The following is a 23,172-nucleotide window of genomic DNA, read 5'->3' as shown; positions in this document are numbered from 1 at the left end:
ATCTGACAGGCATTTTGAATGAGGTGCTGATTGGCGGCCATATTCAGCTTGATGACATGCAAGCGGTGCAGTTTCCGCGTGAGACTTGGTTTTTGAGCAGCGCTACGACCGTCATCCCGATCACCGATGCAAGTTGGCAGCCGTGCCATAGAGCTGTCAGACCGCGAGTTCAGGGTAACAGGCACCCGTGCGCCCATGACCAAGCCTGCCGCCTCGGCGTGGCTAATCTTGCTGCTGGGCAGCATGGCGATCAAAGGCTTGGTGCGGATGAAACTTCTGGCTCTTAAGGGGTGATTTCGTCATAGCCTGCGGTTTCGCAGGCTGGGCGCGCAAGCCCATTGTTTTGTGACTGGTACAAAATTCATGCCGCGCTGTGCTTGAACCCAAACCCGTGCCATGATCTGACTTGCCAAAATGAAAGGCGGCAAAATGCGGATCTTTATCAACGGGTTTGGCCGGATCGGGCGGTCGGTTTTGCGCGCCTTTTTGCAATCACCCGACCGTTGGCCGGGCTTGGAAGTGGTCGGTGTGAACGATATCGCCGCCGCCGATATGTGCGCCTATTTGTTCGAATATGACAGTATTTTTGGCCCGTGGCGCGGCACAACGGCCCAAGAAGGTTCGGATTTGATAATCGACGGTCGGCGCATTCCGCTGCACCGTGCGTCCGATATCTCAACGCTAGATCTGCGCGGGGTCGATTTGGTGATGGAATGTACTGGCCGCGCCGATGGCCGCGAAATGGCGGCGCGTGGATTGCGGGCAGGGGCCGCGCGGGTGCTGGTGTCGGGCCCCTCAAAGGCGGCGGATTACACGGTCGTTCTGGGCGCGAATGCGGCAGGGCTAAACCTGCACGATCATCGCATCCTGTCAAACGCCTCCTGTACCACCAACGCGCTTGCCCCGCTTGTGGCGCTGCTGGATGCCGAATGGGGGATTGAGACTGGCTCGATGACCACAATCCATTGCTATACCGGCAGCCAACCGACCGTTGATGCCCCCGCTGCCGATTTTGCCCGCAGTCGTGCCGCCGCGGTTTCAATGGTGCCGACGACCACCTCGGCGCAGCGCCTGCTGGATGAGGTGTTGCCCGCGCTTGCTGGTCGGATCGAAGGATCGGCCGTGCGGGTGCCGGTTGTCAGCGTTTCGGCGGTTGATCTGGCCGTGATGACCAAGCGGCCCGCAACAGTTGAGGCGGTGAATGCCGCCTTTCGGGCGGCTGGCGGGGTGATCGGCGCGACCGAACGCGCGCTGGTATCCACCGATATGCGGGCGCGGCGCGAAAGCATTGTCATGGCATGCCCCGAAACCCGCATCACGCGCGGTGGTATGTTGCGGGTTTTCGGGTGGTATGATAATGAGTGGGGATTCTCTAACCGGATGTTGGATGTGGCCCTATTGATGGAACAAGCCCAATGAAGGCAGCAATAGACGCCATTACTGCAGCGAGCCGCGCCACCACGGGCCGTGTTCTGGTGGCGATTGCTGGCGCACCGGGGGCGGGCAAATCCACCCTGGCCGAGGCTTTGGCCGAGCAGATTGCAGGCGCTGCCGTGGTGCCGATGGACGGGTTTCATCTGGACAATCGGGTGCTGGAGCAACGCGGTTTGCTGGCCCGCAAAGGTGCGCCGGAAAGCTTTGATGCGGCGGGCTTTGTGAACATGATCGCGCGGCTGCGGCGCGGCGAAGAGGTGGTGATCCCCGTGTTTGACCGCCCCCGTGATATTGCCATTGCAGGCGCGCGGGTTATCGGGCCAGATCAGCGCGTGCTGCTGATTGAAGGCAACTATCTGCTGCTGAACGCACAGCCTTGGGCCGCGCTGGCCGGTTTTTGGGACCTGACAATCGGTATTGAGGTGCCCTTGGAGGTGCTCGAGTCGCGGCTGGTGCAACGGTGGCGCGACCACGGGTTGGACGGTGCAGCAGCGGTTGCGCGTGCGATGGGTAATGACATTCCCAATGCGCGGCGTGTGGTTGAAGGCTCGGCCCTCGCGGATGTTGTGATCCGGCAAGGCTAGCAACGGTCGTGCAGCCGCTTGCGTCACGGCAAAAACAATGCAACTTTGCGGCAAAACAGGCGGCGACACGTCGCTGCGGCGCATTTTGAAAGGCATCACCATGAAGCAAATTCCTCTTGGATCCTCGGGCATTATGGTATCAGAATTCTGCCTTGGCACGATGACGTGGGGCCGCCAAAATTCCGAGCGTGAGGCCCATGACCAAATCGCAATGGCCATGGAACATGGCGTGAATTTTTGGGATACCGCCGAGATGTACCCGACCAACCCTGTGCGAAAAGAAACCATTGGCGGTACGGAAAAGATTATCGGCAATTGGTTTGGCCGCAATGGCGGGCGTGAAAAAGTGGTGCTTGCCACCAAAATCGTTGGCGAAGGCACCAGCTATGTGCGCGACGGCGCGCCGATCACGGGGGCCAGCCTGCGCACGGCGGTCGAGGCCTCGTTACGCCGCCTGCAAACCGATTATATTGATTTGTTTCAGCTGCATTGGCCAAATCGCGGCTCCTACCACTTCCGCAAAATCTGGAACTATGCGCCGCCGACCACGCCCCCGGCCGAGATTTTTGCCGATATGACGGACATCTTGCAATCGGCCTCAAAACTGGTTGCTGAAGGTAAAATCCGCGCGATCGGCCTGTCGAATGAAAGCGTGTGGGGGGCGGCAAATTTTGTGCGCTTGGCGCAGGCGATGGGGTTGCCGCGCATGGCAAGTGTGCAAAATGAATACTCGCTGCTGTGCCGCCAGTTTGATAGCGATTGGGCCGAGTTTTCGGCGATGGAAAACATGCCGCTGCTGGCATTTTCGCCATTGGCCGCGGGATTGCTAAGCGGGAAATACGCGGGCGGGGTGGTGCCGGATGGCACGCGGCGGGTGAATACCCCCGATTTGGGCGGCCGCGTAACTCCGCAAGTGTTTGAGGCAATTGCCGCCTATTTGGGCATTGCCGCGCGTCACGGGCTGAACCCGAACAAAATGGCGCTGTCTTTTGTGCGCAATCGGCCGTTTCCTGTGATCCCGATCATTGGGGCGTCAAACCTTGATCAGTTGCGGACAAATATCGGCGCGGCAGATTTGGTGCTGTCCGAGGACGTGCTGGCCGAGATTGATGCGGCGCACCGTGCCTTTCCGCAGCCGTTTTAGGATGCAACAGTTTTGGGCCATTGGCCGGATGGCTGTGCTGGCGCTTGCCGTTGCGGGGTGTCAGTTTGGCAGCTTGGGCGGCGGGGATGCGCCTGCATCGGATGTTGCAGCACCAACGGCATTGCAAGGGCCTGCGGTTGAGGTGACAGCGCTGGCGCCGATGGGCCAAGCGGCACCTTTGGCCGAGCCTGTACAGGCGCAAGAGCCCGCAGAAAAACCGGCAGAACCTGTTGCCCCGCCCGTTTCCCTCGTGGTCAAATCGGCTGGGCAGATTGCCTGTGAAAAAAAGGGAGGCCGTTTTGCGGCCTTGCCAAATACAGGGGCGATGACGTGCCAAATGACAACCCGTGATGCCGGTAAACAATGCCGCCGTGAAAGCGATTGTGACGGTGTTTGTCTCGCCAGATCAAATAGTTGTGCGCCTGTAAAGCCTTTGTTGGGCTGCCAGGATATCTTGCAAAATGATGGGCGGCGGGTTGAATTATGTATCGACTGATTGCACTGTTTTTTTTGGCCGCTTGCGTGGCCAAGACCCCCGCGACGGTGACAGGATACCGCAAGCCGGATACGCAGATTTATTCCAACGCGGTGTTGGAAAACGACAGGCTGGTTGGCCAATGGGTGCAAGTGGCCGAGTTTGCGCCGCATGACGCGCCTGCCTGCTCAAAGGGCGGTGCTGATATTTCGCGCAGTGCTGCGGGCTTGGCGATTGTGGCGCGGCTGTGCCTTGGGGGCGTGTCTACAGCGTTCTCGGGGCCGTTGGCAGTAGCAGGGCCGGGCCGTTTTACCCCGCCTGTGGGCGAGGCATGGTGGGTGGTTTGGGCCGATGTTGGCTATCGCACGCTGGTTATCGGCACGCCTTCGGGGCGGTTTGGTTTTATCCTGAACAGGGGCGGTGACCTGCCCGGAGACCGGATGCACGCCGCGCGTGAGGTGTTGGACTGGAACGGCTACGATCTGGCACGGTTGCGATAGGCATGGAACTTTGGGTCATCGCCACGATTGCCGCGGCCGCCGTGCAGACCGTCCGCTTTATGCTGCAAAAGCGGCTAAAGGGGATTGGCCTGTCGACCGGGGGCGCCACGTTTTCGCGGTTTTTGTTTGCGGTGCCGCTGGCTTGTCTTGGCGTGGCGGTCTTGATGGGCCTGAACGGCTATAGCATCCCGCCGCTGGATGCGCGGTTTTGGGCCTTTGCCGTGGCGGGCGGCGTTGGCCAAATTATCGCGACCTTTTGCACCGTTGCCCTGTTTTCCGAGCGCAGCTTTGCCGTGGGCATTGCCTTTACCAAAACCGAAACCGTGCAGGTTGCGTTGTTCTCGGCTGTGTTTCTGGCCGAGGCCGTATCAGGCCTTGGGGTGGTGGCGATTTTAATCGGGCTAGCGGGGGTTTTGCTGCTGTCGCGCCCGCCGCAAGGCTGGATTGCGGGCAAGATTTTGAACCGCGCCACAATGCTTGGCCTGCTGGCAGGGGCGTTTTTCGGAATGTCGGCGATTGGGTATCGTGGGGCTACTATGGAAATTGCGAACCCTGACCCGCTGTTTCGCGCTATGTTGGCCTTGGCCTGCGTGACGGCGTTTCAATCGGTTTCGATGGCGCTGTGGCTGCGCTGGCGCGAGGTGGGTGAGGTCACTCGCGTGCTGGGGGCGTGGCGTGCGACCTTACCTGTTGGGGTGACGGGCGTGCTGGGGTCTTTGGGCTGGTTCACCGCATTTGCATTGCAAAACGCGGCCTATGTACGGTCGGTCGGGCAGGTCGAGCTAATCTTTTCGCTGCTTGTGTCGATGCTTGTCTTTGGCGAGAGGCCCAACCGGCGCGAGGTGGCGGGCATGGGCTTGCTTGCCGTGTCGATCATTATGATCGTGGCGCTGGCGGCCTAAAGCAGCCTGCGAAACAGCGGGCGCGGGCCGGAATTGTCAAAAAACGGTACACCTGCAGGGGCGGGGCCGGATTTCAGCACCTCTGCAACCTCGGCCAGAACAACCTCGGTGATAAACGGCAAATCAAGGCTGCGGGTGGCGGTAAGGTTGATCCAGTGCAGATGCGACAGCTCATCCGAGGCGGCGCTGAAATCATCAACATCGCCTGCGATATGTGCTGCGGGCACCAGAAAGAACCGCGCGTCAAAGCGGCGAGGGCGGCCGAGAGGGGTGATGGCGCGAAAGATGAACTCCATCCCTTGGGCCGAGGGGATGAGGCCGCGCGCGGCAAAACCTGCCCAATCATGGCCGTCATCGGCGGGGGGGCTGGCCCAAGTGCCTTTGACCCCAAGGGCAAGGCCGGTTTCTTCCCACAGCTCGCGGATCGCGGCGGCGGCAAGCGTGTCGGGGTGGAGATTGGCGTCACAGGCCAGCCGTGCCGCGCAGGCTGCAGGCAGGCCAACGGCCAGCGCCACATCGGCATCGGCGGCATCAACCGCGCCACCGGGGAAGACGTATTTTGACGGCATGAAGGCGGCCTGCGCGCCGCGCTGCCCCATTAAAACCTGCGCCACCCCGTTTGGACCCGTGCGCCATAAAACCACCGTTGCCGCATGGCGAATGGCGGTTTTATCAATCGCCGGGTTAGGCATTATTGCCAAACCCGTGCATCCGTTTGGCCCATTGCATCGCAACCACCGCCCCCTTTAGGCGCGGCAACAAGAACAGCGACAGCGCAACCGTGCCGACCGAGAAGACCGAGGCCAGCACCCACGGATCAGGGCGATAGGTGGTGAAGACCCACAAAATCATTGGTGCCATCAGATGCCCAACAATCAGAATGGTCAGATAGGCCGGCCCATCATCGGCGCGGTGATGCGACAGGTCTTCGTTACACACAGGGCAACTGTCGCGCACAGTCAGATAGCCGCGCAGCATCGGTCCAGACCCGCAATTGGGGCAACGGCAGCGCCAGCCGCGGCGCAATGCTTGGCCTACAGGGCGTTCTTCTTCCATCGGCAAGGCTTGGTCGGTCATGGGGCTGTCCTGAAATCTGTTGCCCTATATCGGACATTTTGCGGCAAGGCCCAGTCTTAACCTGTCTTGGAATAAAAGTAGAGTGTAAGATGCGTGTTGCGACGGGATGTCGCAAAAAACTTATCGAAACTGCGACGGAAACCCCGCGGGCCTGCGTTTGACTGTACATGAAGGCAGGCGACAGAGCTTGTCAGAGCAGACCGGAGATAGAGCATGAAAACGAAAACAATCCTGAGCGCAGTGACTTTGGCCGCCTTGGTTGCGGCAAGCTTTTCCACCGTTGCGAATGCCCAAAGTGGTGGGCGCGAAGGTGGCAATGGCCCACAAATGTTTGTGTTTGAAGATATGGATGCAAACGGCGATGGTCAAGTGACCAAAGACGAGGTTACCGCATTTCATGCCGCGCAAGTTGCGGCAATGGATACCGACAAAGACGGCAACCTTTCGGCAGCCGAGCTGATCGCAGCGCAAAAAATCCGCCAAGCTGAACGTGAAGCGGACCGTGAAGCCAAAATGGCCGAGCGCATGATTGCAAAGCGTGACACCAACAAAGACGGCGTTTTGTCGTTGGACGAAATGGCGCCCAAGGGCGACCGTGGCGACAAGATGTTTGACCGCGTTGACACTGACGGCGACGGTGCGATTTCCAAAGCCGAAGCTGATGCGATGAAAGCCAAGATGGAAGCACGCGGCGACCGTGATGGTGAGCGTGGCGGGCCTGATGGCGAGCGCGGTGATCGTGGCGGCAAAGATGGCGACCATAAAGGCCAAAAAGGCAAGCATGGCGACCATGACGGCAAACACAAAGGCAAAAAAGGCAAGCATTTGCCGATGCCTGGCGATGATGACGAAGACAACGGCTGATAAACTTGCTCCTCCACTCTGTCTATGGGTGGGGGAGCGGGATTGAAATTGTGATGACCGGCACGTATTGCTGTTAGGATGACAATGCCCTTCGACCAAGCCTCTGATGCGCCCGATGAGGCCCTGTTGGTGCTCTATGCCAACGGGGATCCTGCGGCCGCGCGTGAATTGGCGGCACGGCATTTGCCAAGGGTCATGGGCTTTGCCGCACGCATGTTGGGCGGTGATCGGGCCGAAGCCGAAGATGTGGCGCAAGAGGCCATGTTGCGACTGTGGCGGATAGCCCCCGACTGGCGGCAAGGTGAGGCGAAGGTTTCTACATGGCTTTACCGTGTGGTGACAAACCTTTGCACAGACCGGCTGCGCGGACGAAAACGTCGCCGCGCCGTCGGGTTGGATGATGCACCCGATGTCGCCGATGACGCGCGTAGCGTTGAGGCGACCTTGGTTGAGAATGATCGTGTGGCCGCCCTGAACGCCGCGTTAGAGACTTTGCCCGACCGCCAGCGCCAAGCCGTGGTGCTGCGCCATATCGAAGGGTTAACAAATCCCGAGATTGCCGAGGTGATGGAAATCGGGGTTGAGGCGGTTGAAAGCCTGACAGCGCGCGGCAAGCGGTCCTTGACGGCAGCGATGGCCGGACGGCGGGCGGAATTGGGATATGAGGAAGGAAGCTGAGATGGATAACAGCGATCTGGACGATCTTTTTGCAGCGGTTCGGCAGCAGCCAGTTGCGGTGTCAGACGGGCTTATGGCTCGGGTGCTGGATGACGCTTTGGCGCATCAGCCTGCGACCGTTGCAATGGTAAAACCAAAGCGCAGCAAAGGGTTTTGGATGGGGCTATTCGCCGCGATTGGCGGGGCAGGCGGGCTTGCCGGCCTATCCACGGCCGCGATTGCCGGTGTTTGGTTTGGCTTTGCGCAGCCTGCGGCGCTGACGACTGTGACGGATAGCTATTGGGGAACCACCGAAACTGTGTCTGAGACGGTTGATATTCTGCCCGGTTTCTATGACTATCTTGGCGAAGGATAAATGATGAACGACCCAAAAACCACCAAGCTTAAATCGCCTGTTCCCAAACGGCCTGTTCGTTGGGGGCGTGTGGCGCTGATCGTGTCTTTGGCGCTGAACCTCGCCGTTGCGGGTGTGGTGGGCGGGGCAATTTTGGGCCGCGGCGGGCCAGCCCGCAATGATCTTATTGCGCGCGATGTCAGCTTTGGGTTCTTCAATGACGCCTTTTCCGAGAAGGATCGCAAAGAGCTGCGGCGGGCCTATGCAGATGCCAACCCGAATATCCGCGCCGACCGTCAACAGATGCGTGATGATTTGCAGACCATTCTAGCCGCTTTGCGTGCCGAGCCGTTTGATGCGGACGCGTTGCGCGCGGCATTGGAAACCGGGGCAACCCGCATTGAGATGCGCCAAACGCAAGGTCAGGCGCTTGTGCTAGAGCATTTGACGAAAATGTCGGGGGTGGACCGTGCCGAGGTTGCCAATCGGCTGGAAAACGCGTTGAAACGCGGACCGCGCGGTCCAAAACCACCACCGCAATAACCTACATAACCTGCCGCTACGCGGCCGTCTTGCTAATAGTCACTTGGTTGCGTCCACCGGATTTCGCAACCATCAAGGCTTGATCGGCGCGATTAATGACCCGCGATACCGGCTCATCAGGTCGGCACAGGCGCCCGTCACAGACCGCGAGTCCGATCGAGGCGGTTAGCGCCAGCGGTGCAAAGCCAGGAATGGCGAACGGCGTGTCATGGACGGCATTGCAAAGCCGCTCGGCTATGAGTTTGGCATCTTTCAAATCGGCACCAGGCAGTGCGATCAGGAATTCTTCGCCTCCGATGCGGGCCAACAGGTCTTGGTGGCGAATGTTTATGGCCAAACGGCGCGCCACTTCGGTTAAAACCGTATCGCCGGCCGCATGTCCGAAATGATCATTCACATTTTTAAACAGATCCAGATCGAGCACCATCACCGAAAATGGCTGAGCGGCCTCGCGGGCTTTGGCGGCGATAACACCCAGTTGGCTTACGGCATAGCGCCGGTTGAACAGCCCTGTGAGCGGGTCAATCACGGCCATGCGCAACCCGTCTCGGACGGATGTGCGTAGCTTGTCCGCCGCGCGTTTGCGCTGCAACAGGCGGGCCACACGCACACTGAATTCGCGCGGGTCCACGCTGGCGGGCACAACATCATTCGCCCCAAGATCAAAGGCTATCGCGCTTTCCCCTCCGATCCTGTCCTTTTTGACGATGCAAATGGCGGAATGGCGGGTTTGTGGCCGGCTGCGCAACTCGGACATCAGCCGCAGCCCGCCAATCGGGTCTGCCAGATCATACTCAATGACAAATACATCGGGCACAGGTGACAAAGCCGCACCCGAAAGGGCCGTCTCACGCGAGATCATCATCATCTTATCGGACATATTTGCCCCAAGTTCGCGTCGCCAGCGCAGCGCGGTTTCTGGCAGGTGGGTGACCAGCGCAATTGTGCCGGGCATCTCAAACCCGGCCTTTGGTTCGGCAAAGCCAAGCGCGCGGATCGGGGCGCCGCCATTTTCCAGCTCGGTGATTTCCTCACGCTCGCGCAGTAAATTGCGCAGACGTGCCAGCAACGTTTGGTCATCCGTGGATTTTGCCAAATAATCATCGGCCCCTGCAGAAAACGCCGCCAACCGTGAGCGGCAATCTTCCTCGGCCGAAAAGACGACAACAGGAATGGCAGCCGTTTCAGGATCGGCACGCAAACGGCGCAGAACCTCGGCCCCGCACATGTCGGGCAAGATCAGGTCCAATAAGATAAGGTCGGGCTTGGCCTGTCGCGCTATCGCAAGACAGCTTTCGCCATTGGCCGCCAGAATAGGGGTGTAGCAGGCCGCGCCAAGTTTGACTTTGAAGACGATGCGATTGGTCGCAACATCATCGACAATTAGAATTTTACCAGACATTTCGGTAACACCTACAGACGATCACTAAACGATGTGTTCATCTTTCCGTCCATTTGGTTAAGAAATCCTTTCCAGTTTTAAGACAATACGTACAAAGCTGTGATCAACCTGCAAAATGCGTTGAAATAGAGAGAATGGCCTAATGATTAAGCAAGAAAACGCTGAAACAATTGCATTGCAGGCCTTGGGGTGGCTGGTGGGCAACGAAGATTTGCTGCCGGTTTTTCTGGGGGCAACGGGGGCTTCGACAGATGAACTGGCTAAAAATGCCAAACAGCCGGCATTTTTGGGTTCGGTTCTGGATTTTTTGGTGATGGATGATGCTTGGGTGATCGCATTTTGTGACAGCGTTAACCTGCCATATCAGGCCCCGATGCAAGCGCGGGCCGCCTTGCCGGGCGGCGAACAGATGAATTGGACTTAAGATTGCAATTCCCTGATGATACGGCCATCGTGCAAAAAAATGGGGGCGCGCAATGATAGACGGTGTGGTGTTTGACAAGGACGGGACGCTGTTTGATTTCCGGGCAAGCTGGGGCGTGTGGACCGCGCAGCTTTTACAGCAATTGGCCAAAGATCAGGCCCATGTAGACGCGCTTGCTGCGGCCATCGGGTACTACCCTGATCTGCAAGATTTTCACCCCGACAGCCCGGTGATTGCCGCCACAGCCGAGGAAATTTCTGCAGCGCTTTTGCCGCATCTGCCGGGCCATAGCCAACCCGAGCTGGCCGCGCGGTTGAATGCATTGGCACAGCATGCGGTCATGGCGCCTGCTGTGCCGCTGCGCCCCGTGCTGGGCGCGTTACGCGATCGGGGGTTGAAAATCGGCCTTGCGACCAATGACACCGAGGCCCCGGCGCGCGCGCATTTAACCGCGCATGGGGTGCTGGATTTGTTCGATTTTGTCGCAGGGTACGATTCCGGTCATGGGCCAAAGCCGGGGCCGGGCATGTGTTTGGCCTTTGCGCGGGCGGTTGGAATTGACCCCACGCGCGCGGTGATGGTGGGCGACAGTACCCATGATTTGATTGCAGGGCGGGCGGCGGGGATGCGCTGTGTAGCGGTGCTGACCGGCATTGCCAAAGCCGAGGAATTGCGCCCCCATGCAGACGTGGTTTTGCCAGATATCGCGGGTTTGGGCGCGTGGATTGACGGGTTAACAGATGCCTCGTAACCGAGGGCGCGTAAAAACGACCGAATTTTGTCGTGGACGAGGTGCGCACCCTTTGCGCGCGTGGTCCATTCTGGTCTGACTGGGATGTATCACGGAGCGTTGCCATGACTGATGACGTAGGGCGCAGGGCTGGGGCTGACCATAAACCGCGTGTTGGACGGGCGGTTGATCAAATGCCGTGGCGGCAGCCTGTGAACCCCGATCGGCCTGTCGCGCCTTTGGATGCCGAGGGCGTGCAGGCGATCCACAAGACCGCCATGCGGATTTTGTCCGAGATCGGGATAGAGTTTTTGAACCCTGATGCGGTGGCAATCTTGGCGCGTGCTGGCTGTAAGGTGGTTGGCGAGACTGTCCGGATGGGCGAAGATTTCGTGATGGAAATGCTGGGCCATGCGCCCGCAAGCTTTGCCCTGACCCCGCGCAACCCTGACCACGCGGTGACAATCGGTGGCAAGCATATGGCGTTTGTCAACGTGTCCAGCCCGCAGAATTCTTGGGATATGGAGCGCGGCAAACGGCCCGGCGATTTTGCGACGTTCAAAGAGTTTATCAAGCTAACGCAGCACTTTAACTGCATCCATATCGCGGGCGGTTATCCGGTTGAGCCGGTTGATATTCCCCCCTCGGTGCGGCATCTGGATTGCCTGCATGCGATGCTGACGCTGACCGATAAGGTGGTACATGCCTATGCGCTGGGGGCAGAGCGCGTTGAAGACGGGATGGAGATGACCCGCCTTGCGGGGGGGCTGTCGCAGGCCGAGTTTGACGCCAAGCCGAGGATGTACACCAATATCAACTCGGTGTCGCCGTTAAAGCATGATGGCCTGATGCTGGACGGGGCGATGCGCTTGGCGCGGCGGGGGCAGCCGGTGGTGGTGACGCCGTTTACGCTGGCGGGGGCGACGGCACCGGTGACGCTTGCGGGGGCGGTCGCGTTAAGCATAGCTGAAGCCTTGGCCGCGATTGCCCTGCTTCAATATATCAACCCCGGCTGTCCCGCAGCGCTTGGCGCGTTCACCAGTACCGTTGATTTGAAATCGGGCACTCCGGCTTACGGGACGCCAGAGTATATGCGGGCCACGCAGATGATAGGGCAGATGGCGCGGTTTTACGGGCTGCCTTTGCGCTCTAGCGGGGTATGCACGGCGCATGTGCCGGACGGGCAAGCGATGTGGGAGACCTCAAACAGCCTGTGGGCGGCGGTGCAGAGCGGGACGAATATGGTCTATCATGCGGCAGGCTGGCTGGACGGGGGACTGATTGCAAGCCCCGAAAAGTTTATTATGGATTGCGAAGTCTTGCAGATGATCCAGCGCTATTTTGAAGAGGCGACTTTTGCTGCGCATGAGGTGGATTTGGCGTTTGAAACGATAAAAGAGGTCGGCGCGGGTGGGCACTTTTCTGGCTGCCAGCATAGGCAAGATCGTTCTAAATCGGCATTTTATGCGCCGATCGTTTCGGATTTACGGAGTTATGAAGCGTGGCAGCAGGATGGAGAGATGTGGACCCATGAGCGCGCGCATGGCGTCTTCAAGCAGATTATGGCCGATTTTGAAGCGCCGGACATGAATGGCGATCACCAAGAGGCATTGGCGCGGTTTGTTGCACTGCGAAAGCAAGAGGGTGGGGCCTCTTCGGATATTTGAGCAGCGGCTGATGTTTGAATCTGGGGGCAGGGTTTTATGTCTGTTCCAAGCCGCATGGGCAGGCTCCGCGTTTTGCGGGGTGCAATGGGGGGCTTGGGTTGATAGCCTGTGGGGGTATGATTTGGAGGCCTCTGCGCTGTGTCTAAAACCTCATTAACCAAAAAGAACCTTGTGCCTTTGGGGGCCGAGCGGTTGGCGGATTTGCTGTTGGAGGTGACCAAGGGCAGTGCGGCATTGCAGCGCCGTGTGCGGTTGGAGCTTAGTGCTAATCAAGGCGCGGAAGAGGTGGTGCTGGACCTGCGCAAGCGCTATGGGGCGCTGCGCCGTGCGACTGGGCGGGTCTCTTGGCGCAAGCGGCGGGTTCTGGCCAAAGAGTTGGGTGATCTGATTGGCTTGATTGAGGCGCATGTCGTGCCCGAGGCCCCCGATGATGCTTTTGAATTGCTTTGGGAATTTCTGCATTTGGCGCCCGGAATCCATGAGCGTACCGATGATAGCAGCGGCCATATTACCGAGGTGATGCGGCGGGCTATGGCGGCGGTTCAGGCGCTGGCGCCGCGTTTGGAAATCGGGGCGAACGTGCTTGCCGAACGGGTGTTTGAGGCGTTGCAGGACAATGGCTACGCGGCCTTTGACGGGGTGATTTTTGCCCTGGCCGAAGCCCTGGGGCCGGATGGGTTAGAGCATCTAAAAGGCTTGGCGCAAGCGGCCGAGGCGGCACCGCTGACGGCTGCTGAACTGGCGCGCTATGCGTTCGTGCGCGACACAGTGCGGCAAACGAAAATGGCGCAAGAGGCGCGGGGCCTGAGCTATGGCATCATGCTGAAAGATATTGCCGATCTGCAAAACGATGTGGATGCCTATATGGCGAGGTATTCGGCCGAGCAGCTGACCTATAGCACCATTGCCCCCGATATTGCGGCGCGCCTGCTGGCGGCAGGGCGGGCAGATGAGGCGCTGGCTGTGGTTGAAGGGGCACGCGCGCGGCGGGGCGGCAAAGAGGTGTTTTATGACGACGAGGCGCTGGATGCGGCCTATTTGGCGTGCCTTGGTGCTTTGGGGCGCCATGAGGCGGCGCAAGCGTATTTGTGGGATAGTTTTTGCCAAGGGCTGAACGCGGATCATCTACGCAAGCATTTGAAAGCCTTGCCAGATTTTGACGATATCGAGGCCGAAGATCGCGCGATGGAACTTGTGGCCGCCCATCCAGATTTAAACGCGGCGCTGGCGTTTTTTGTGAATTGGCCCGCGTTGGACCATGCGGCGCGGCTGGTGTTGGCACGGCCCGAGGCGCTGGATGGGGGGCGGTATGAGCTGCTGTCGCCTGCGGCGGAGGCCTTGGACGCGCGTGCGCCGCTTGCGGCAAGCCTGATACGGCGGGCGATGATTTCTTGGACCTTGGCGCAGGGGCGCAGCAAACGCTATGGTTATGCCGCCGAACATTTGGCCCAATGTTTTGAAGCCGATGCGCGGATAGAGGATTACGCCAGCCACCCAAGCCACACTGCGTATTTGCGCGGGCTTGAGGCCGCGTTTCCGCGCAAGGCAGGCTTTTGGAATTTGGTCCGAAACGGGGACTAGGCCAAGGGTACATGCCCCTGGCCCTTTGGCTTATTTCTCGCCGATATACTCCGCCATCAGCTTTTCGTTTTTGGCGTCCTCAAGCCGGGCAATCCGGTCTTCGGCGATTTTGGCGTCAAAGCGGTATTTGACGAAATTTACCAAGGACAGGGTCAGCAGCAGGATGCCGAGGCCCCAATAGCCTTTGGTGGAAAGGTCAATGGGGGCCAGCCAGATAGACAGAGCAAGCATGAAATAGGCAACGGCCACACCAACGCCGTTAAAGAACATGATGGTCGAGGTGTCGGATTTCTTGTCGGACATTTTGGAATTCCTTGAATGAGGGGGATGCCCAGTGATTAGGGCGGTTTAGGATTGGGTTACGAATTTGATTTCAGGCGGGCCAGAACGTCGGCGGCAGTGACGCGGGTGGCGGGGCCAAAGCCTGCATCAGCCATGCGGTCGGCCAGCCCGTCATGCGACAGCTCGCGGTTTATGCCGCGCAGGATGTCTGACCGTTCAAAGGGGTCGTCGGCGTTGGTAACGCGCGAGATCAGGGCCTCGGCCTCTTCGATCGCCGAAGCCTCGCCGTTGGGCAGCTTTTTGATCAGCGACTGTTCGCGGCGGATAGCGCGGGCGGTGGTGGCGCCTTGTTTCAGGTCTATAATCCGGCGGTGTCCGGCTTCAACCGATTGGCGCAGGCGGATGGTTTTGGTTTCTAACCGCAGCACGGTTTCGGCCCGCAGCACGCGCTCATTTTCCATCTGCGCCAATGCGTCGGCGGCCTGATTGGCCAGATCGTCACGGCCAGAGGCAAGGGCGTCGGTGGCGCGGCGGGTCATGTCATTGATGCGCTGGTCAAGGGTGGCGAGCAGGCGCTCCTCGGTGCGGTGGCGTTGGATCAGGCTGGCGAGTGTGCCTTTGGCGGCGCGCAGGCCTTCATCGGCTTCGCGGATTTTTTGATCAATCAGTTCAATGGCATATGTGTCGCGTAGGGTGTCTTCGGCACGGGCGTTGGCACCAAGGATCAGAGTTTTGAGAGTGGTAAACATCTTGCGTTCCTTTTTGGCAGTGGCTCATGTGAACCTTGTTCATGAATTGAACATACCAATATATGAACGCTGTTCAAGTAATATTTTGAACGATGTTCAGATTTTTACTTGTGACGTAACGTTCGACAGCAAAATCGCGATCATTTCCTCGATTTTATCTAGGGGAACACCGGAGATTCGCTTTTGCAGGCCCAAAAGAACGATGCCATGCACCGAAGAAAACAGCGCGCGGGTCATCAATTCCAATTCATGGTGGGTGTGAGCGGGAAAGAGTCGCGCCAGCGGGTCGGCGATGAGGGCAAAAAGTTTGCCCAGCTCGGCCAGATACCATTGGGGCACGTCCATCTCGGTGGACATGTCCAAATCAAACAGCGCGCGCCAGAGGTTGGTGTTTTCGGCGGCAAAGGCAAGGTAGGCATGAGACATCGTAATCAGCTCATCTTGCGGCTTATCGGGGGCGCAGTCTGCGACCGAGGCGGCGACAGCGGTGCCCAGCGTGTGAAACGTGCGGCCGTTGACCGCCATAATCAGGCCATTCAGGTCGGAAAATACGTTATAGATGGCCCCCACAGCGCAGTCTGCCTCGCGCGCCAGATCGCGGGCCTTGATCGCTTGCAGGCCATCGCTGCGGATGCGGGTCTCGGCAATGTCAATCAGACGGGCGCGCAGCTCTTGGCGGCGCAGATCGGCTTTGCTCAGTTTGGGGCTGAGCTTGGGGCTGGGTGTGGGCATAGTCTGAACCTCATTGAACGAGGTTCAGACTATAATGTGCCGGCTGAAATAGAAAGTGAGGTCGCCGTTTATGTCGCCGTTTATTCTGTGGGCGCGCCGCCTTGGAAGCGGTTGCCGTTGGTGTAGTCGCAAGGGGCCTCTTGCATTTCCAAATGCAGGCCTGTGCCGGTGTAGGGGTGGGCGCGGGCAACTTCTTCGTCGAAGTCGATGCCGAGGCCGGGGGCTTCGGGCGGAATGACATAGCCGTTTTCCCATTTGATCGAGTTTTTGATCAGTTTTTGGTGAAAGCTGCCGCCGGTTTCAATCGTTTCCACCAGCAAAAGATTGGGGATAGAGGCGGCGAGATGCAGGTTGGCGGCCCATTCCACGGGCCCTGCATAAAGGTGCGGGGCCATTTCGGCGTTATAGACCTCGGCCATAGCTGCGATCTTTTTGGCTTCCCAGATGCCACCAACGCGGCCCAAGGCGGGTTGCAAGATTTTGACACCGCCGTGACGCAGCAGCGCGCCGAACTCGGCCTTGGTGGTCATGCGCTCACCTGTGGCCAGCGGGATGCGGACGTGGTTTGCAACATTGGCAAACTCGGCAAGGTTGTCTGGCGGGATGGGCTCTTCGTACCACAGCGGCAGGTAGGGCTCGATCGCTTGGCCCAAGCGGATCGCGCCGGGGGTAGAGAACTGGCCGTGGGTGCCAAACAGCAGGTCGGCGCGGTCGCCCACCGCCTCACGAATTGCTTTGCAGAAGGCAACGGAGCGGGTGATGTCGGTCATCGCAGGCATGTGGCCACCGCGGATGGTATAGGGGCCTGCGGGGTCGAATTTGACGGCTGTGAAGCCCATATCGACAAACCGAATTGCAGCCTCGGCTGCGGCATCGGGCGAGACCCAGAACTCGGGGGATTCCTGTCCTGGGGCAGGGTAGAGATAGGTATAAGAGCGCAAGCGTTCGTTCATCTTACCGCCCAAAAGCGCCCAGACCGGACGGCCCCGCGCCTTGCCCAGAATATCCCAACAGGCTATTTCCAGCCCTGAAAACGCGCCCATGACAGTTAGGTCGGGGCGCTGGGTGAAGCCCGAAGAATAGGCGCGGCGGAACATCAGCTCGATGTTTTCGGGGTTTTCGCCTTCCATGTGGCGCGCGAAGACATCCTCGATCACCGCATGCATGGCTTTGGGGCCGACGGTAGAGGCGTAAACCTCGCCGTATCCGACAATGCCGCAGGCCGTGGTGAGTTTGGTGAAGATCCAGTAGCGACCACCCCAACCGGGCGAAGGCGGGGCTACGGTGAAGATTTCGAGCGATTGTAGGCGCATTTTTGGGCTTTCGGGTTGGGGTCGGTTTTTGGGGCCGGCGCTGGGGGGCTTCACGCCCCCCAGACCCCCCGTGGGATATTTTTCAACAGATGATGTTAGGGGCGGGTTTTGGATTGGTCTAGGGGGGATTTGAAATGGAGGGCAATGGCGGCGAGCATGAGGAGGGCTGCGAGCAAGAAGGGTGCGCCCGGGGCGAAGATTGTGGCAGACGGTGCGGTGAAATGGGCGAAGGTGGCGGTCATCGCCAAGGGGGCCGTGATCATCGCGATGGCGTTGAGTGAGGCGAGGACGCCTTGGAGCTCGCCTTGGGCGTTGTCAGGGGTGTCGCGTGACAGGATGGCTTGGAGTGCTGGCGTGACGACGCCGCCGAGGGCTGTGATAGGGGTCAGCATCAGCGCGGCGGTGCCAGAGGTGATAAGGCCGAGGGCGGTTAGCGAGGCCACATCGACCCACATGCCGTAAAATGCGGCGCGGTGTTCGCCGAAACGCTTGATGAGGGGGCCGACCAGCAAGGCCTGACCGATGCCGTAGCTGAGACCGTAGATGCCGAGCGAGAGACCGATCATTTTTGTATCCCAGTCAAAGCGGGCTTTGCCAAAGAACGCCCAGATCGACGGGTAGACGTTCATCGCTATGGCGATGAGAAGAAAGGTCAGCAGCGGGCGTTTGAGGCCGGGGAGTTGGGCTAGGTTGCGCAGGGCGCCGATCGGATTGCCGCGTGCCCATGCAAAGGCGCGGCGGGTGCGGTCTGTCACGGTTTCGGGCAGCACAATCAGGCCGAGGGTAAGGTTGGCCAGCGCCATAATTGCGGCGGCGTAAAACGGCGCGCGGGTATCAAGCCCTGCGATAAGCCCACCGAGGAGAGGGCCGAGCACGAAGCCGATCCCAAAACAGGCCCCGATGAGGCCGAAGCGGCGGCCTCGGTCAGCCGCTGGGGTGATATCGGCGATAAAAGCAGTGGCGGTGGATTGCGTGGCCGAGGTGATGCCTGCAAGCAGGCGGGCGGCCAGCAAGAGCCAGATCGTCGGGGCCAGCGCCATGCCGAGGTAGGCCAGTGACATGGCCGCAAGGGACACAAGCAGCACAGGGCGGCGGCCGAAGTGATCGGAGAGCGAGCCGATGACGGGGCCAAAGACAAACTGCATGACCGCGAAAGACGTGGCAAGGATGCCAGCCCAGAGCGCCTCGGTCGCGATGGTGCCAGAGGTGACCGAAGCGATAAGGTCGGGCATGACCGGGAAGATCAGGCCAATGCCGATGGCATCCAGCGTGACCGTGATGAGGATGAAGCTGAGCGCGAGGCGGGGTGTGGAGGTCATTCGCAGTGGCCGATAGCGGCGAGAAAGGCCGTGAGCGCGCTGGCAAAGGCGATGGGCTGTTCGATCATCGGGAAGTGGCCTGATTTGGGGATAAGCTGGAAGGTAGCGCCCGGTATGAGGCTTGCCATTTCGCGTGCCATATCGGCGGGGGTGATTGCGTCATTGGCGCTGGCGATCACAAGGGTGGCAAGGCGTAGGCTGGCGGTGGTGGTGTAGAAATCCGTACCGGCGATGGCGGCAGCGCAACTAAGGAGACCTTGGGGGGGGTGCGCGTGAAGGCGTGTTTTCCATAGGTTGGCGTCCGCGGTTTTGCGGAAGGCAGGCGAAAAGCTTTGGCTGAAGTCGGTGGCGAGGTACTGTTCGAGGCCTCGGGCCTCAACCTGCGTGATCAGGCGTGCCCATGTGTCTTTGGTGCCGCGTTTGGTGGCGGTGTTGGCCAGCACCAGGGCACGGATTTGATCGAGCCGTTTGACCGCAAGACCTTGGGCCACCATGCCGCCAAGCGAGGAGCCGGTGAACACGCAATCACGGATGTTTAGCTGATCAAGCAGGGTTTCGGCATCGCGGATCAGCGCGCCCATGGCATAGGGGCCGGGGGGTGTTGAAGAGTTGCCATGGCCGCGCAAATCGTAGCGGATGATGCGCAGGCTTGGCGGCAAAAGCGGCAGGATAGGGTCCCACTGGCGGCTGTCCATCCCCATGGCATGGGCCAGAACGAGGGCGGGGCCATCGGTCGGGCCTTGGGTATAATAGGCGATGCGGGTGTCGCCGCATTGGGCATAGTGGGGCATTGGGCGTCCATCGGTTGATGGCGCTTTTGTCGGTCAATGCTGGGCGGGCTGCAAGGGATATCGGGCTTTGGTTGTCAGTTGCTTGCCAGCACCCGCCCTGCTACAGCCCCGCTGGCACCACCAAGGGCAATAAGAATGGGGGTGCGTATGTGAATGGGTCCGATTGTACGCTGAAATTGCGAGATGTCAGCAATAAGAAGGGTTTCGTTAACGAACACCTGTTAACACCTAAATTATAGCTGCACCCCAGAAAAGATCGGAGCGTCTGAACGGATTACAAACCCAATCACATCACAAGATACTGTCGCCAAAGCTTAGTCTTCGGCCAAAGTGGCGAGGGCGCGGGCAAAGATGTCAGGGTCGACATTCCCACCTGAAACCACACATATCACATCGGTCGAGGAAATCTGTTCTCCATGGAACAGCGCGGCCGCCAGCGACACCGCCCCACCGGGTTCCAGCACTATTTTCAGCCGCAACCATGCAAGAGCGATTGCGTGCAGGGCCTCATCATCTGTGACCACAATGCCGGGGCCGCACAGCCGCTTCATGATCGGCAGGGTTATCTGGCCGGGTGTGGGGGTGACAATTGCATCACAGATCGAGCCGGAAAGGGCCGCATTTCTTTCATGTTGTCCGCTGACAAGGCTGCGGGTGACATCATCAAAGCCTGCAGGCTCAACCGGGCGGGCGCGCAGGTTTTGGCCGCGGGCGTCTAGGGCCAGTGCGATGCCGGAGGTCAGGCCGCCGCCGCCGCAGCAGACCAGAACATCGGCATCTTTGATGCCCTGTTCAGCAGCTTGTTCAACGATTTCAAGGCCAGTTGTGGCTTGGCCCGCAATCACCATGTCATTATCATACGGTTTAATCAGGGTCAGGCCGCGTTCGGATGCAAGGCGGGCACCGATGGCATCACGATCCTCTGTCGCGCGGTCATAGAGCACGACTTCGGCACCAAGTGCGCGGGTATTGGCGATTTTCAGACGCGGCGCATCGGCGGGCATGATGATCACGGCTGGGGCGCCATGCTGTTTTGCTGCCAATGCGACGCCTTGGGCGTGATTGCCCGACGAAAACGCGATTACGCCTTTGGCGCGGATAGCAGGGTCTAACGCGGAAAGCGCCGACCACGCGCCGCGAAACTTGAATGATCCCGTATGTTGCAGGCACTCGGCTTTCACAAAAACCCGCCGGCCTGCGATTTCATTTAAAAAGGGCGAGGACAACAGAGGCGTGCGGCAGGCGTGGCCTTGCAAGCGGTGTGCGGCGGCGTCGATATCGGCGATTGTGGGCATAGGGCATTCCTTGGCTGCGTTGGCTATTGCTGGCCTCTGCAGGCGAAACAGTCAATCTTTAGCGATTTTATTTACGCTCTGTTAATCCATTTTGCGGCATCTTGGCCCGATGGAGGGCCCGATGGATGGCATTGTGATGCGTTGGTTTTTGGCGGTTTTGCTCTGTTGGGTTTCGGTGCTCAGTGCGGAAAAGGCGCAGGCTGGCGCATGGCCACGCGATAAGGGGCAGTTTTTCGTAGCGCTTTCTGCCGATCAACTGCGGAGCCAGATTTATGCTGAATATGGTTTTGGCAAGGATTGGACCTTGGGCAACGAGGTGTCGATGCCACAGGGGCGACGCTTGCCGGATGTTAGCCAGTTTATCCAGCACCCGGTTTGGCGCGGCAAGGGAGGGGCGATTCTATCGGCTGGGGTGGCGGCCGAGTTGCGCGAAACCACGGCAGCAACAGCCTTTCCGGCCCTGAAAGGTGTGTCTGAAATCGCCGTGCGTGCTGGGCTGTTTTGGGGCAAAGGGTTTGAGTCACGGTTTGGGAACGGCTGGGCCACGGTTGATGCGCAGGTTGAGCATATCGTGACAACCGATTGGTTGGGCCAAGGTCTGGCTTATAAATTGGATATGGGCATGGGCGTACAGCCGACGGAGCGGCTGAAGCTGATGGCGCAGGCGCAGTATTGGCGGCGCGGGACTGCCCAAACTATGCGGTTGGAAGCCAGTGCCGCACTGGCTTTGGGCCCAACGCAGGTGGTCGTTTCGCCGTCAATCGGGGTTATTGGTGCCAAAAGCCCGCGGGTTAAGCTGGGGCTGTGGGTGGAATTTTAACAGATTCCAGATAGCTGTGGAGGATGGCCACGGCCTCCGGTTCATCAAGAAAGGGAATATGAGCGCGGTCGGGGACATTGGCAAAACCCATATCCGGGCGGCGGCGACGCATTTCATCGGCGCAAGCCTGGGTCAGCAGGTCGGAATTGCCGCCGCGGATAAGCGCGAGGGGAAGGCCCGCGCAGGCATCAAACAGCGGCCAAAGGTCAACTTCGGGGCCTTTGAACGCGTTGAGAAAGCTTTCGCGCAGGGCGGGGTCATAGGTGATGCGCAGGCCTTGGGGCGTTTCGGTGTAATGCAGGCGGGCCTCGCTTAACCAGCGGCTGTGGGGCACGTTGGCAAAGCCGGGCATGTTGTCGGGCAGGGCCTCGGCCAATGCGCCATGTGTTTTGACACGGGGGTTGCGGCCGACATAATCCATAATGCGTTCCAGCCCCGGTTTGTGGATTTCGGGGCCGATATCGTTGAAGCAGATGCCAAGCAGGCGGTCGCGCGCGGTGGCTGCAAGGACCATCGCGATAAGCCCGCCACGCGAAGTGCCGAGAAGGGCCGCTTGTTTGATGCCAAGATGGTCTAGCAATTCCAGCGCGTCTTTGGCCTCTTGCGGAACGGTATAGCTTGCCGCCCCCGTCCATTGGCTGGCGCCGCGCCCGCGATAATCCATGCGGATCACGCGGCAGGGCGGCAGGTGCGGGACCATATAGTCGAAATCCCCTATCGTGCGGGTCAGGCCTGCAAGGCACAAAAGCGGTGTACCGCTGCCTTGGTCGGTGTAGGCAATGTGGGTGCCGTCGGATGTGGTAAAAAAACGTGTCATTTGGCGCCTGCGATCTCGGGGATTTTGGTAAGGTCGGATAGGACATGGTCGGGCTGCGCAGGTAGCCTGTCCATCGGTAGGCCTGCACGGTTGACCCAAGCCGTGGCAAAGCCGAAACCGGCGGCCGAGCAAACATCCCAGCCGTTGGAAGACACGAAGAGGACTTGATCTGGCGCGGTGCCGAAATGGCTGCCGACGAGTTCGTAAACGCGGTGCGAGGGTTTGAAAATGCCCACGGATTCGACGGAAAGCACCGCATCCAGTTCGGCAGAAATACCTGCTGTTGTGGTGGCCGAGGCCAGCATGTCGTGGCTGCCGTTAGACAGGATAGCTGTGGCAAAGCCTTGGGACTTCAGAGTTTTTAGCATGGATGGCACTTCGGCATAAGCGGGAAGCGCATCGTATAGGGCCATCAAACGCGCGCGCAGATCGGTGTTATCAAGGCCTTGTGCCTCGAGCGCCCAATCAAGCCCGTCGGCGGTGACTTGGCGAAAATCGCAATGGTTACCTGTGATGGCACGCAGCCACGTGTATTCCAACTGCTTGCGCCGCCAATCCTCGGCCAGCTGGGGCCATAGGGTGGCAAGCATCTCTTGGCCCGGTTCGTTTGCGGCTTGGCGGGCAGCGCCTGCCACGTCAAACAGCGTGCCGTAGGCATCAAAAACGCAGGTGGTTATGGTCATTTGGTGGTCCCCCATTTTGGGCAAAGGTGGCA

Annotated in this window: 27 protein-coding genes and 1 pseudogene; 15 read left to right on the top strand and 13 right to left on the bottom strand. The window is 59.5% G+C overall.

Annotation, left to right across the window (positions count from 1 at the left end; genetic code table 11):
- Positions 1-128 precede the first annotated feature (128 nt).
- A pseudogene (locus ACEN2J_RS05170) lies at positions 129-227 on the bottom strand (phosphate acetyltransferase); the annotation flags it as partial.
- Between the two features lie 202 nt (positions 228-429).
- Here ACEN2J_RS05170 and ACEN2J_RS05165 point away from each other — a divergent pair.
- The 6 genes from ACEN2J_RS05165 to ACEN2J_RS05140 all read left to right on the top strand — a co-directional run bounded on the left by ACEN2J_RS05165 (position 430) and on the right by ACEN2J_RS05140 (position 5,039).
- Positions 430-1,419 carry a type I glyceraldehyde-3-phosphate dehydrogenase gene (locus ACEN2J_RS05165; RefSeq protein ID WP_442103840.1) on the top strand — a complete coding sequence of 330 codons (990 nt, stop codon included), beginning with the start codon at positions 430-432 and terminating at the stop codon, positions 1,417-1,419.
- Positions 1,416-2,018: a nucleoside triphosphate hydrolase gene (locus ACEN2J_RS05160; RefSeq protein ID WP_442103839.1), complete on the top strand. Its 603-nt coding sequence runs from the start codon at positions 1,416-1,418 to the stop codon at positions 2,016-2,018. Before ACEN2J_RS05165 ends, ACEN2J_RS05160 begins: the two co-directional genes overlap by 4 nt.
- 100 nt (positions 2,019-2,118) lie before the next feature.
- Positions 2,119-3,162 (top strand): aldo/keto reductase, encoded by a 1,044-nt coding sequence (locus ACEN2J_RS05155; RefSeq protein WP_442103837.1) that lies wholly within the window; start codon positions 2,119-2,121, stop codon positions 3,160-3,162.
- Between the two features lies 1 nt (position 3,163).
- Positions 3,164-3,658, top strand: coding sequence for a hypothetical protein (locus tag ACEN2J_RS05150; RefSeq protein ID WP_442103836.1), 495 nt, complete (start codon positions 3,164-3,166; stop codon positions 3,656-3,658).
- A complete protein-coding gene (locus tag ACEN2J_RS05145; RefSeq protein ID WP_442103834.1) occupies positions 3,646-4,137 on the top strand; it encodes a lipocalin family protein in 492 nt (163 codons plus the stop codon). Before ACEN2J_RS05150 ends, ACEN2J_RS05145 begins: the two co-directional genes overlap by 13 nt.
- 2 nt (positions 4,138-4,139) lie before the next feature.
- On the top strand, positions 4,140-5,039 hold the full coding sequence (locus ACEN2J_RS05140) for a DMT family transporter (RefSeq protein ID WP_442103832.1): 900 nt from the start codon (positions 4,140-4,142) through the stop codon (positions 5,037-5,039).
- Here the strand turns inward: ACEN2J_RS05140 and ACEN2J_RS05135 are convergent.
- On the bottom strand, positions 5,036-5,731 hold the full coding sequence (locus ACEN2J_RS05135; protein WP_442103831.1) for a DNA mismatch repair protein MutT: 696 nt from the start codon (positions 5,729-5,731) through the stop codon (positions 5,036-5,038). The two genes, ACEN2J_RS05140 and ACEN2J_RS05135, sit on opposite strands and share 4 nt — an antisense overlap.
- Entirely contained in the window at positions 5,724-6,116 is a 393-nt protein-coding gene (locus tag ACEN2J_RS05130; protein WP_442103829.1) for a DUF983 domain-containing protein, read from the bottom strand. The genes ACEN2J_RS05135 and ACEN2J_RS05130 overlap by 8 nt, the downstream gene beginning before the upstream one ends.
- A gap of 213 nt (positions 6,117-6,329) precedes the next feature.
- On the opposite strand from ACEN2J_RS05130, the gene ACEN2J_RS05125 reads away from it, so the two are divergent.
- From ACEN2J_RS05125 to ACEN2J_RS05110, 4 genes are all read left to right on the top strand, one after another.
- Positions 6,330-6,980, top strand: a complete 651-nt coding sequence (locus ACEN2J_RS05125) for an EF-hand domain-containing protein (RefSeq protein WP_442103828.1) — start codon at positions 6,330-6,332, stop codon at positions 6,978-6,980.
- Positions 6,981-7,058: 78 nt separating this feature from the next.
- Entirely contained in the window at positions 7,059-7,658 is a 600-nt protein-coding gene (locus ACEN2J_RS05120; RefSeq protein ID WP_442103826.1) for an RNA polymerase sigma factor, read from the top strand.
- A 1-nt stretch (position 7,659) separates the two neighbouring features.
- Positions 7,660-8,013 carry a dihydroorotate dehydrogenase gene (locus ACEN2J_RS05115; RefSeq protein ID WP_442103825.1) on the top strand — a complete coding sequence of 118 codons (354 nt, stop codon included), beginning with the start codon at positions 7,660-7,662 and terminating at the stop codon, positions 8,011-8,013.
- 3 nt (positions 8,014-8,016) lie between these two features.
- Positions 8,017-8,535 (top strand): periplasmic heavy metal sensor, encoded by a 519-nt coding sequence (locus ACEN2J_RS05110; RefSeq protein ID WP_442103823.1) that lies wholly within the window; start codon positions 8,017-8,019, stop codon positions 8,533-8,535.
- A 16-nt stretch (positions 8,536-8,551) separates the two neighbouring features.
- Here the strand turns inward: ACEN2J_RS05110 and ACEN2J_RS05105 are convergent, their stop codons facing one another.
- Complete coding sequence (locus ACEN2J_RS05105; protein WP_442103822.1) at positions 8,552-9,937, bottom strand: diguanylate cyclase; 1,386 nt, start codon at positions 9,935-9,937, stop codon at positions 8,552-8,554.
- A gap of 142 nt (positions 9,938-10,079) precedes the next feature.
- On the opposite strand from ACEN2J_RS05105, the gene ACEN2J_RS05100 reads away from it, so the two are divergent.
- From ACEN2J_RS05100 to ACEN2J_RS05085, 4 genes are all read left to right on the top strand, one after another.
- Positions 10,080-10,361 (top strand): DUF3572 domain-containing protein, encoded by a 282-nt coding sequence (locus ACEN2J_RS05100; protein ID WP_442103820.1) that lies wholly within the window; start codon positions 10,080-10,082, stop codon positions 10,359-10,361.
- Between the two features lie 52 nt (positions 10,362-10,413).
- Positions 10,414-11,112: an HAD family hydrolase gene (locus tag ACEN2J_RS05095; protein ID WP_442103819.1), complete on the top strand. Its 699-nt coding sequence runs from the start codon at positions 10,414-10,416 to the stop codon at positions 11,110-11,112.
- 104 nt (positions 11,113-11,216) lie between these two features.
- The gene (locus ACEN2J_RS05090) at positions 11,217-12,758 is read left to right on the top strand and encodes a trimethylamine methyltransferase family protein (RefSeq protein ID WP_442103818.1); all 1,542 of its coding nucleotides are present in this window, start codon (positions 11,217-11,219) and stop codon (positions 12,756-12,758) included.
- A 138-nt stretch (positions 12,759-12,896) separates the two neighbouring features.
- Complete coding sequence (locus tag ACEN2J_RS05085; RefSeq protein ID WP_442103817.1) at positions 12,897-14,339, top strand: DUF6880 family protein; 1,443 nt, start codon at positions 12,897-12,899, stop codon at positions 14,337-14,339.
- A 30-nt stretch (positions 14,340-14,369) separates the two neighbouring features.
- Here ACEN2J_RS05085 and ACEN2J_RS05080 read toward each other — a convergent pair whose 3' ends face one another.
- From ACEN2J_RS05080 to ACEN2J_RS05050, 7 genes are all read right to left on the bottom strand, one after another.
- The gene (locus ACEN2J_RS05080; protein WP_442103815.1) at positions 14,370-14,642 is read right to left on the bottom strand and encodes a hypothetical protein; all 273 of its coding nucleotides are present in this window, start codon (positions 14,640-14,642) and stop codon (positions 14,370-14,372) included.
- Positions 14,643-14,698: 56 nt separating this feature from the next.
- Positions 14,699-15,370, bottom strand: coding sequence for a PspA/IM30 family protein (locus ACEN2J_RS05075; protein ID WP_442103813.1), 672 nt, complete (start codon positions 15,368-15,370; stop codon positions 14,699-14,701).
- Between the two features lie 96 nt (positions 15,371-15,466).
- On the bottom strand, positions 15,467-16,102 hold the full coding sequence (locus tag ACEN2J_RS05070; RefSeq protein ID WP_442103811.1) for a TetR/AcrR family transcriptional regulator: 636 nt from the start codon (positions 16,100-16,102) through the stop codon (positions 15,467-15,469).
- An 80-nt stretch (positions 16,103-16,182) separates the two neighbouring features.
- Positions 16,183-17,415, bottom strand: coding sequence for a mandelate racemase/muconate lactonizing enzyme family protein (locus tag ACEN2J_RS05065; protein ID WP_442103809.1), 1,233 nt, complete (start codon positions 17,413-17,415; stop codon positions 16,183-16,185).
- Positions 17,416-17,510: 95 nt separating this feature from the next.
- The gene (locus ACEN2J_RS05060; protein ID WP_442103807.1) at positions 17,511-18,734 is read right to left on the bottom strand and encodes a TCR/Tet family MFS transporter; all 1,224 of its coding nucleotides are present in this window, start codon (positions 18,732-18,734) and stop codon (positions 17,511-17,513) included.
- Positions 18,731-19,525, bottom strand: coding sequence for an alpha/beta fold hydrolase (locus ACEN2J_RS05055; protein ID WP_442103805.1), 795 nt, complete (start codon positions 19,523-19,525; stop codon positions 18,731-18,733). Before ACEN2J_RS05055 ends, ACEN2J_RS05060 begins: the two co-directional genes overlap by 4 nt.
- Before the next feature lie 314 nt (positions 19,526-19,839).
- A complete protein-coding gene (locus ACEN2J_RS05050; protein ID WP_442103803.1) occupies positions 19,840-20,820 on the bottom strand; it encodes a threonine ammonia-lyase in 981 nt (326 codons plus the stop codon).
- 121 nt (positions 20,821-20,941) lie between these two features.
- Here ACEN2J_RS05050 and ACEN2J_RS05045 point away from each other — a divergent pair, with 121 nt between their 5' ends.
- Complete coding sequence (locus ACEN2J_RS05045) at positions 20,942-21,640, top strand: hypothetical protein (RefSeq protein ID WP_442103802.1); 699 nt, start codon at positions 20,942-20,944, stop codon at positions 21,638-21,640.
- Here ACEN2J_RS05045 and ACEN2J_RS05040 read toward each other — a convergent pair.
- Positions 21,612-22,457 carry an alpha/beta fold hydrolase gene (locus ACEN2J_RS05040; protein ID WP_442103801.1) on the bottom strand — a complete coding sequence of 282 codons (846 nt, stop codon included), beginning with the start codon at positions 22,455-22,457 and terminating at the stop codon, positions 21,612-21,614. The two genes, ACEN2J_RS05045 and ACEN2J_RS05040, sit on opposite strands and share 29 nt — an antisense overlap.
- Complete coding sequence (locus ACEN2J_RS05035) at positions 22,454-23,140, bottom strand: haloacid dehalogenase type II (protein WP_442103799.1); 687 nt, start codon at positions 23,138-23,140, stop codon at positions 22,454-22,456. The genes ACEN2J_RS05040 and ACEN2J_RS05035 overlap by 4 nt, the downstream gene beginning before the upstream one ends.
- Positions 23,141-23,172 lie beyond the last annotated feature (32 nt).

Source organism: Pseudorhodobacter sp. W20_MBD10_FR17, assembly GCF_052119765.1.
Lineage (GTDB): Bacteria > Pseudomonadota > Alphaproteobacteria > Rhodobacterales > Rhodobacteraceae > Pseudorhodobacter.
Note: the sequence above shows the minus strand (reverse complement) of the source record. Positions and strands in the feature narration are given on the sequence as shown.

Bases quoted from the DNA above. Each gene is read 5' to 3' on its own strand.
- ACEN2J_RS05165 (WP_442103840.1), top strand. From the start codon at position 430: ATGCGGATCTTTATCAACGGGTTTGGCCGGATCGGGCGGTCGGTTTTG.
- ACEN2J_RS05160 (WP_442103839.1), top strand. From the start codon at position 1,416: ATGAAGGCAGCAATAGACGCCATTACTGCAGCGAGCCGCGCCACCACG.
- ACEN2J_RS05155 (WP_442103837.1), top strand. From the start codon at position 2,119: ATGAAGCAAATTCCTCTTGGATCCTCGGGCATTATGGTATCAGAATTC.
- ACEN2J_RS05150 (WP_442103836.1), top strand. From the start codon at position 3,164: ATGCAACAGTTTTGGGCCATTGGCCGGATGGCTGTGCTGGCGCTTGCC.
- ACEN2J_RS05145 (WP_442103834.1), top strand. From the start codon at position 3,646: ATGTATCGACTGATTGCACTGTTTTTTTTGGCCGCTTGCGTGGCCAAG.
- ACEN2J_RS05140 (WP_442103832.1), top strand. From the start codon at position 4,140: ATGGAACTTTGGGTCATCGCCACGATTGCCGCGGCCGCCGTGCAGACC.
- ACEN2J_RS05135 (WP_442103831.1), bottom strand. From the start codon at position 5,731: ATGCCTAACCCGGCGATTGATAAAACCGCCATTCGCCATGCGGCAACG.
- ACEN2J_RS05130 (WP_442103829.1), bottom strand. From the start codon at position 6,116: ATGACCGACCAAGCCTTGCCGATGGAAGAAGAACGCCCTGTAGGCCAA.
- ACEN2J_RS05125 (WP_442103828.1), top strand. From the start codon at position 6,330: ATGAAAACGAAAACAATCCTGAGCGCAGTGACTTTGGCCGCCTTGGTT.
- ACEN2J_RS05120 (WP_442103826.1), top strand. From the start codon at position 7,059: ATGACAATGCCCTTCGACCAAGCCTCTGATGCGCCCGATGAGGCCCTG.
- ACEN2J_RS05115 (WP_442103825.1), top strand. From the start codon at position 7,660: ATGGATAACAGCGATCTGGACGATCTTTTTGCAGCGGTTCGGCAGCAG.
- ACEN2J_RS05110 (WP_442103823.1), top strand. From the start codon at position 8,017: ATGAACGACCCAAAAACCACCAAGCTTAAATCGCCTGTTCCCAAACGG.
- ACEN2J_RS05105 (WP_442103822.1), bottom strand. From the start codon at position 9,937: ATGTCTGGTAAAATTCTAATTGTCGATGATGTTGCGACCAATCGCATC.
- ACEN2J_RS05100 (WP_442103820.1), top strand. From the start codon at position 10,080: ATGATTAAGCAAGAAAACGCTGAAACAATTGCATTGCAGGCCTTGGGG.
- ACEN2J_RS05095 (WP_442103819.1), top strand. From the start codon at position 10,414: ATGATAGACGGTGTGGTGTTTGACAAGGACGGGACGCTGTTTGATTTC.
- ACEN2J_RS05090 (WP_442103818.1), top strand. From the start codon at position 11,217: ATGACTGATGACGTAGGGCGCAGGGCTGGGGCTGACCATAAACCGCGT.
- ACEN2J_RS05080 (WP_442103815.1), bottom strand. From the start codon at position 14,642: ATGTCCGACAAGAAATCCGACACCTCGACCATCATGTTCTTTAACGGC.
- ACEN2J_RS05075 (WP_442103813.1), bottom strand. From the start codon at position 15,370: ATGTTTACCACTCTCAAAACTCTGATCCTTGGTGCCAACGCCCGTGCC.
- ACEN2J_RS05070 (WP_442103811.1), bottom strand. From the start codon at position 16,102: ATGCCCACACCCAGCCCCAAGCTCAGCCCCAAACTGAGCAAAGCCGAT.
- ACEN2J_RS05065 (WP_442103809.1), bottom strand. From the start codon at position 17,415: ATGCGCCTACAATCGCTCGAAATCTTCACCGTAGCCCCGCCTTCGCCC.
- ACEN2J_RS05060 (WP_442103807.1), bottom strand. From the start codon at position 18,734: ATGACCTCCACACCCCGCCTCGCGCTCAGCTTCATCCTCATCACGGTC.
- ACEN2J_RS05055 (WP_442103805.1), bottom strand. From the start codon at position 19,525: ATGCCCCACTATGCCCAATGCGGCGACACCCGCATCGCCTATTATACC.
- ACEN2J_RS05050 (WP_442103803.1), bottom strand. From the start codon at position 20,820: ATGCCCACAATCGCCGATATCGACGCCGCCGCACACCGCTTGCAAGGC.
- ACEN2J_RS05045 (WP_442103802.1), top strand. From the start codon at position 20,942: ATGGATGGCATTGTGATGCGTTGGTTTTTGGCGGTTTTGCTCTGTTGG.
- ACEN2J_RS05040 (WP_442103801.1), bottom strand. From the start codon at position 22,457: ATGACACGTTTTTTTACCACATCCGACGGCACCCACATTGCCTACACC.
- ACEN2J_RS05035 (WP_442103799.1), bottom strand. From the start codon at position 23,140: ATGACCATAACCACCTGCGTTTTTGATGCCTACGGCACGCTGTTTGAC.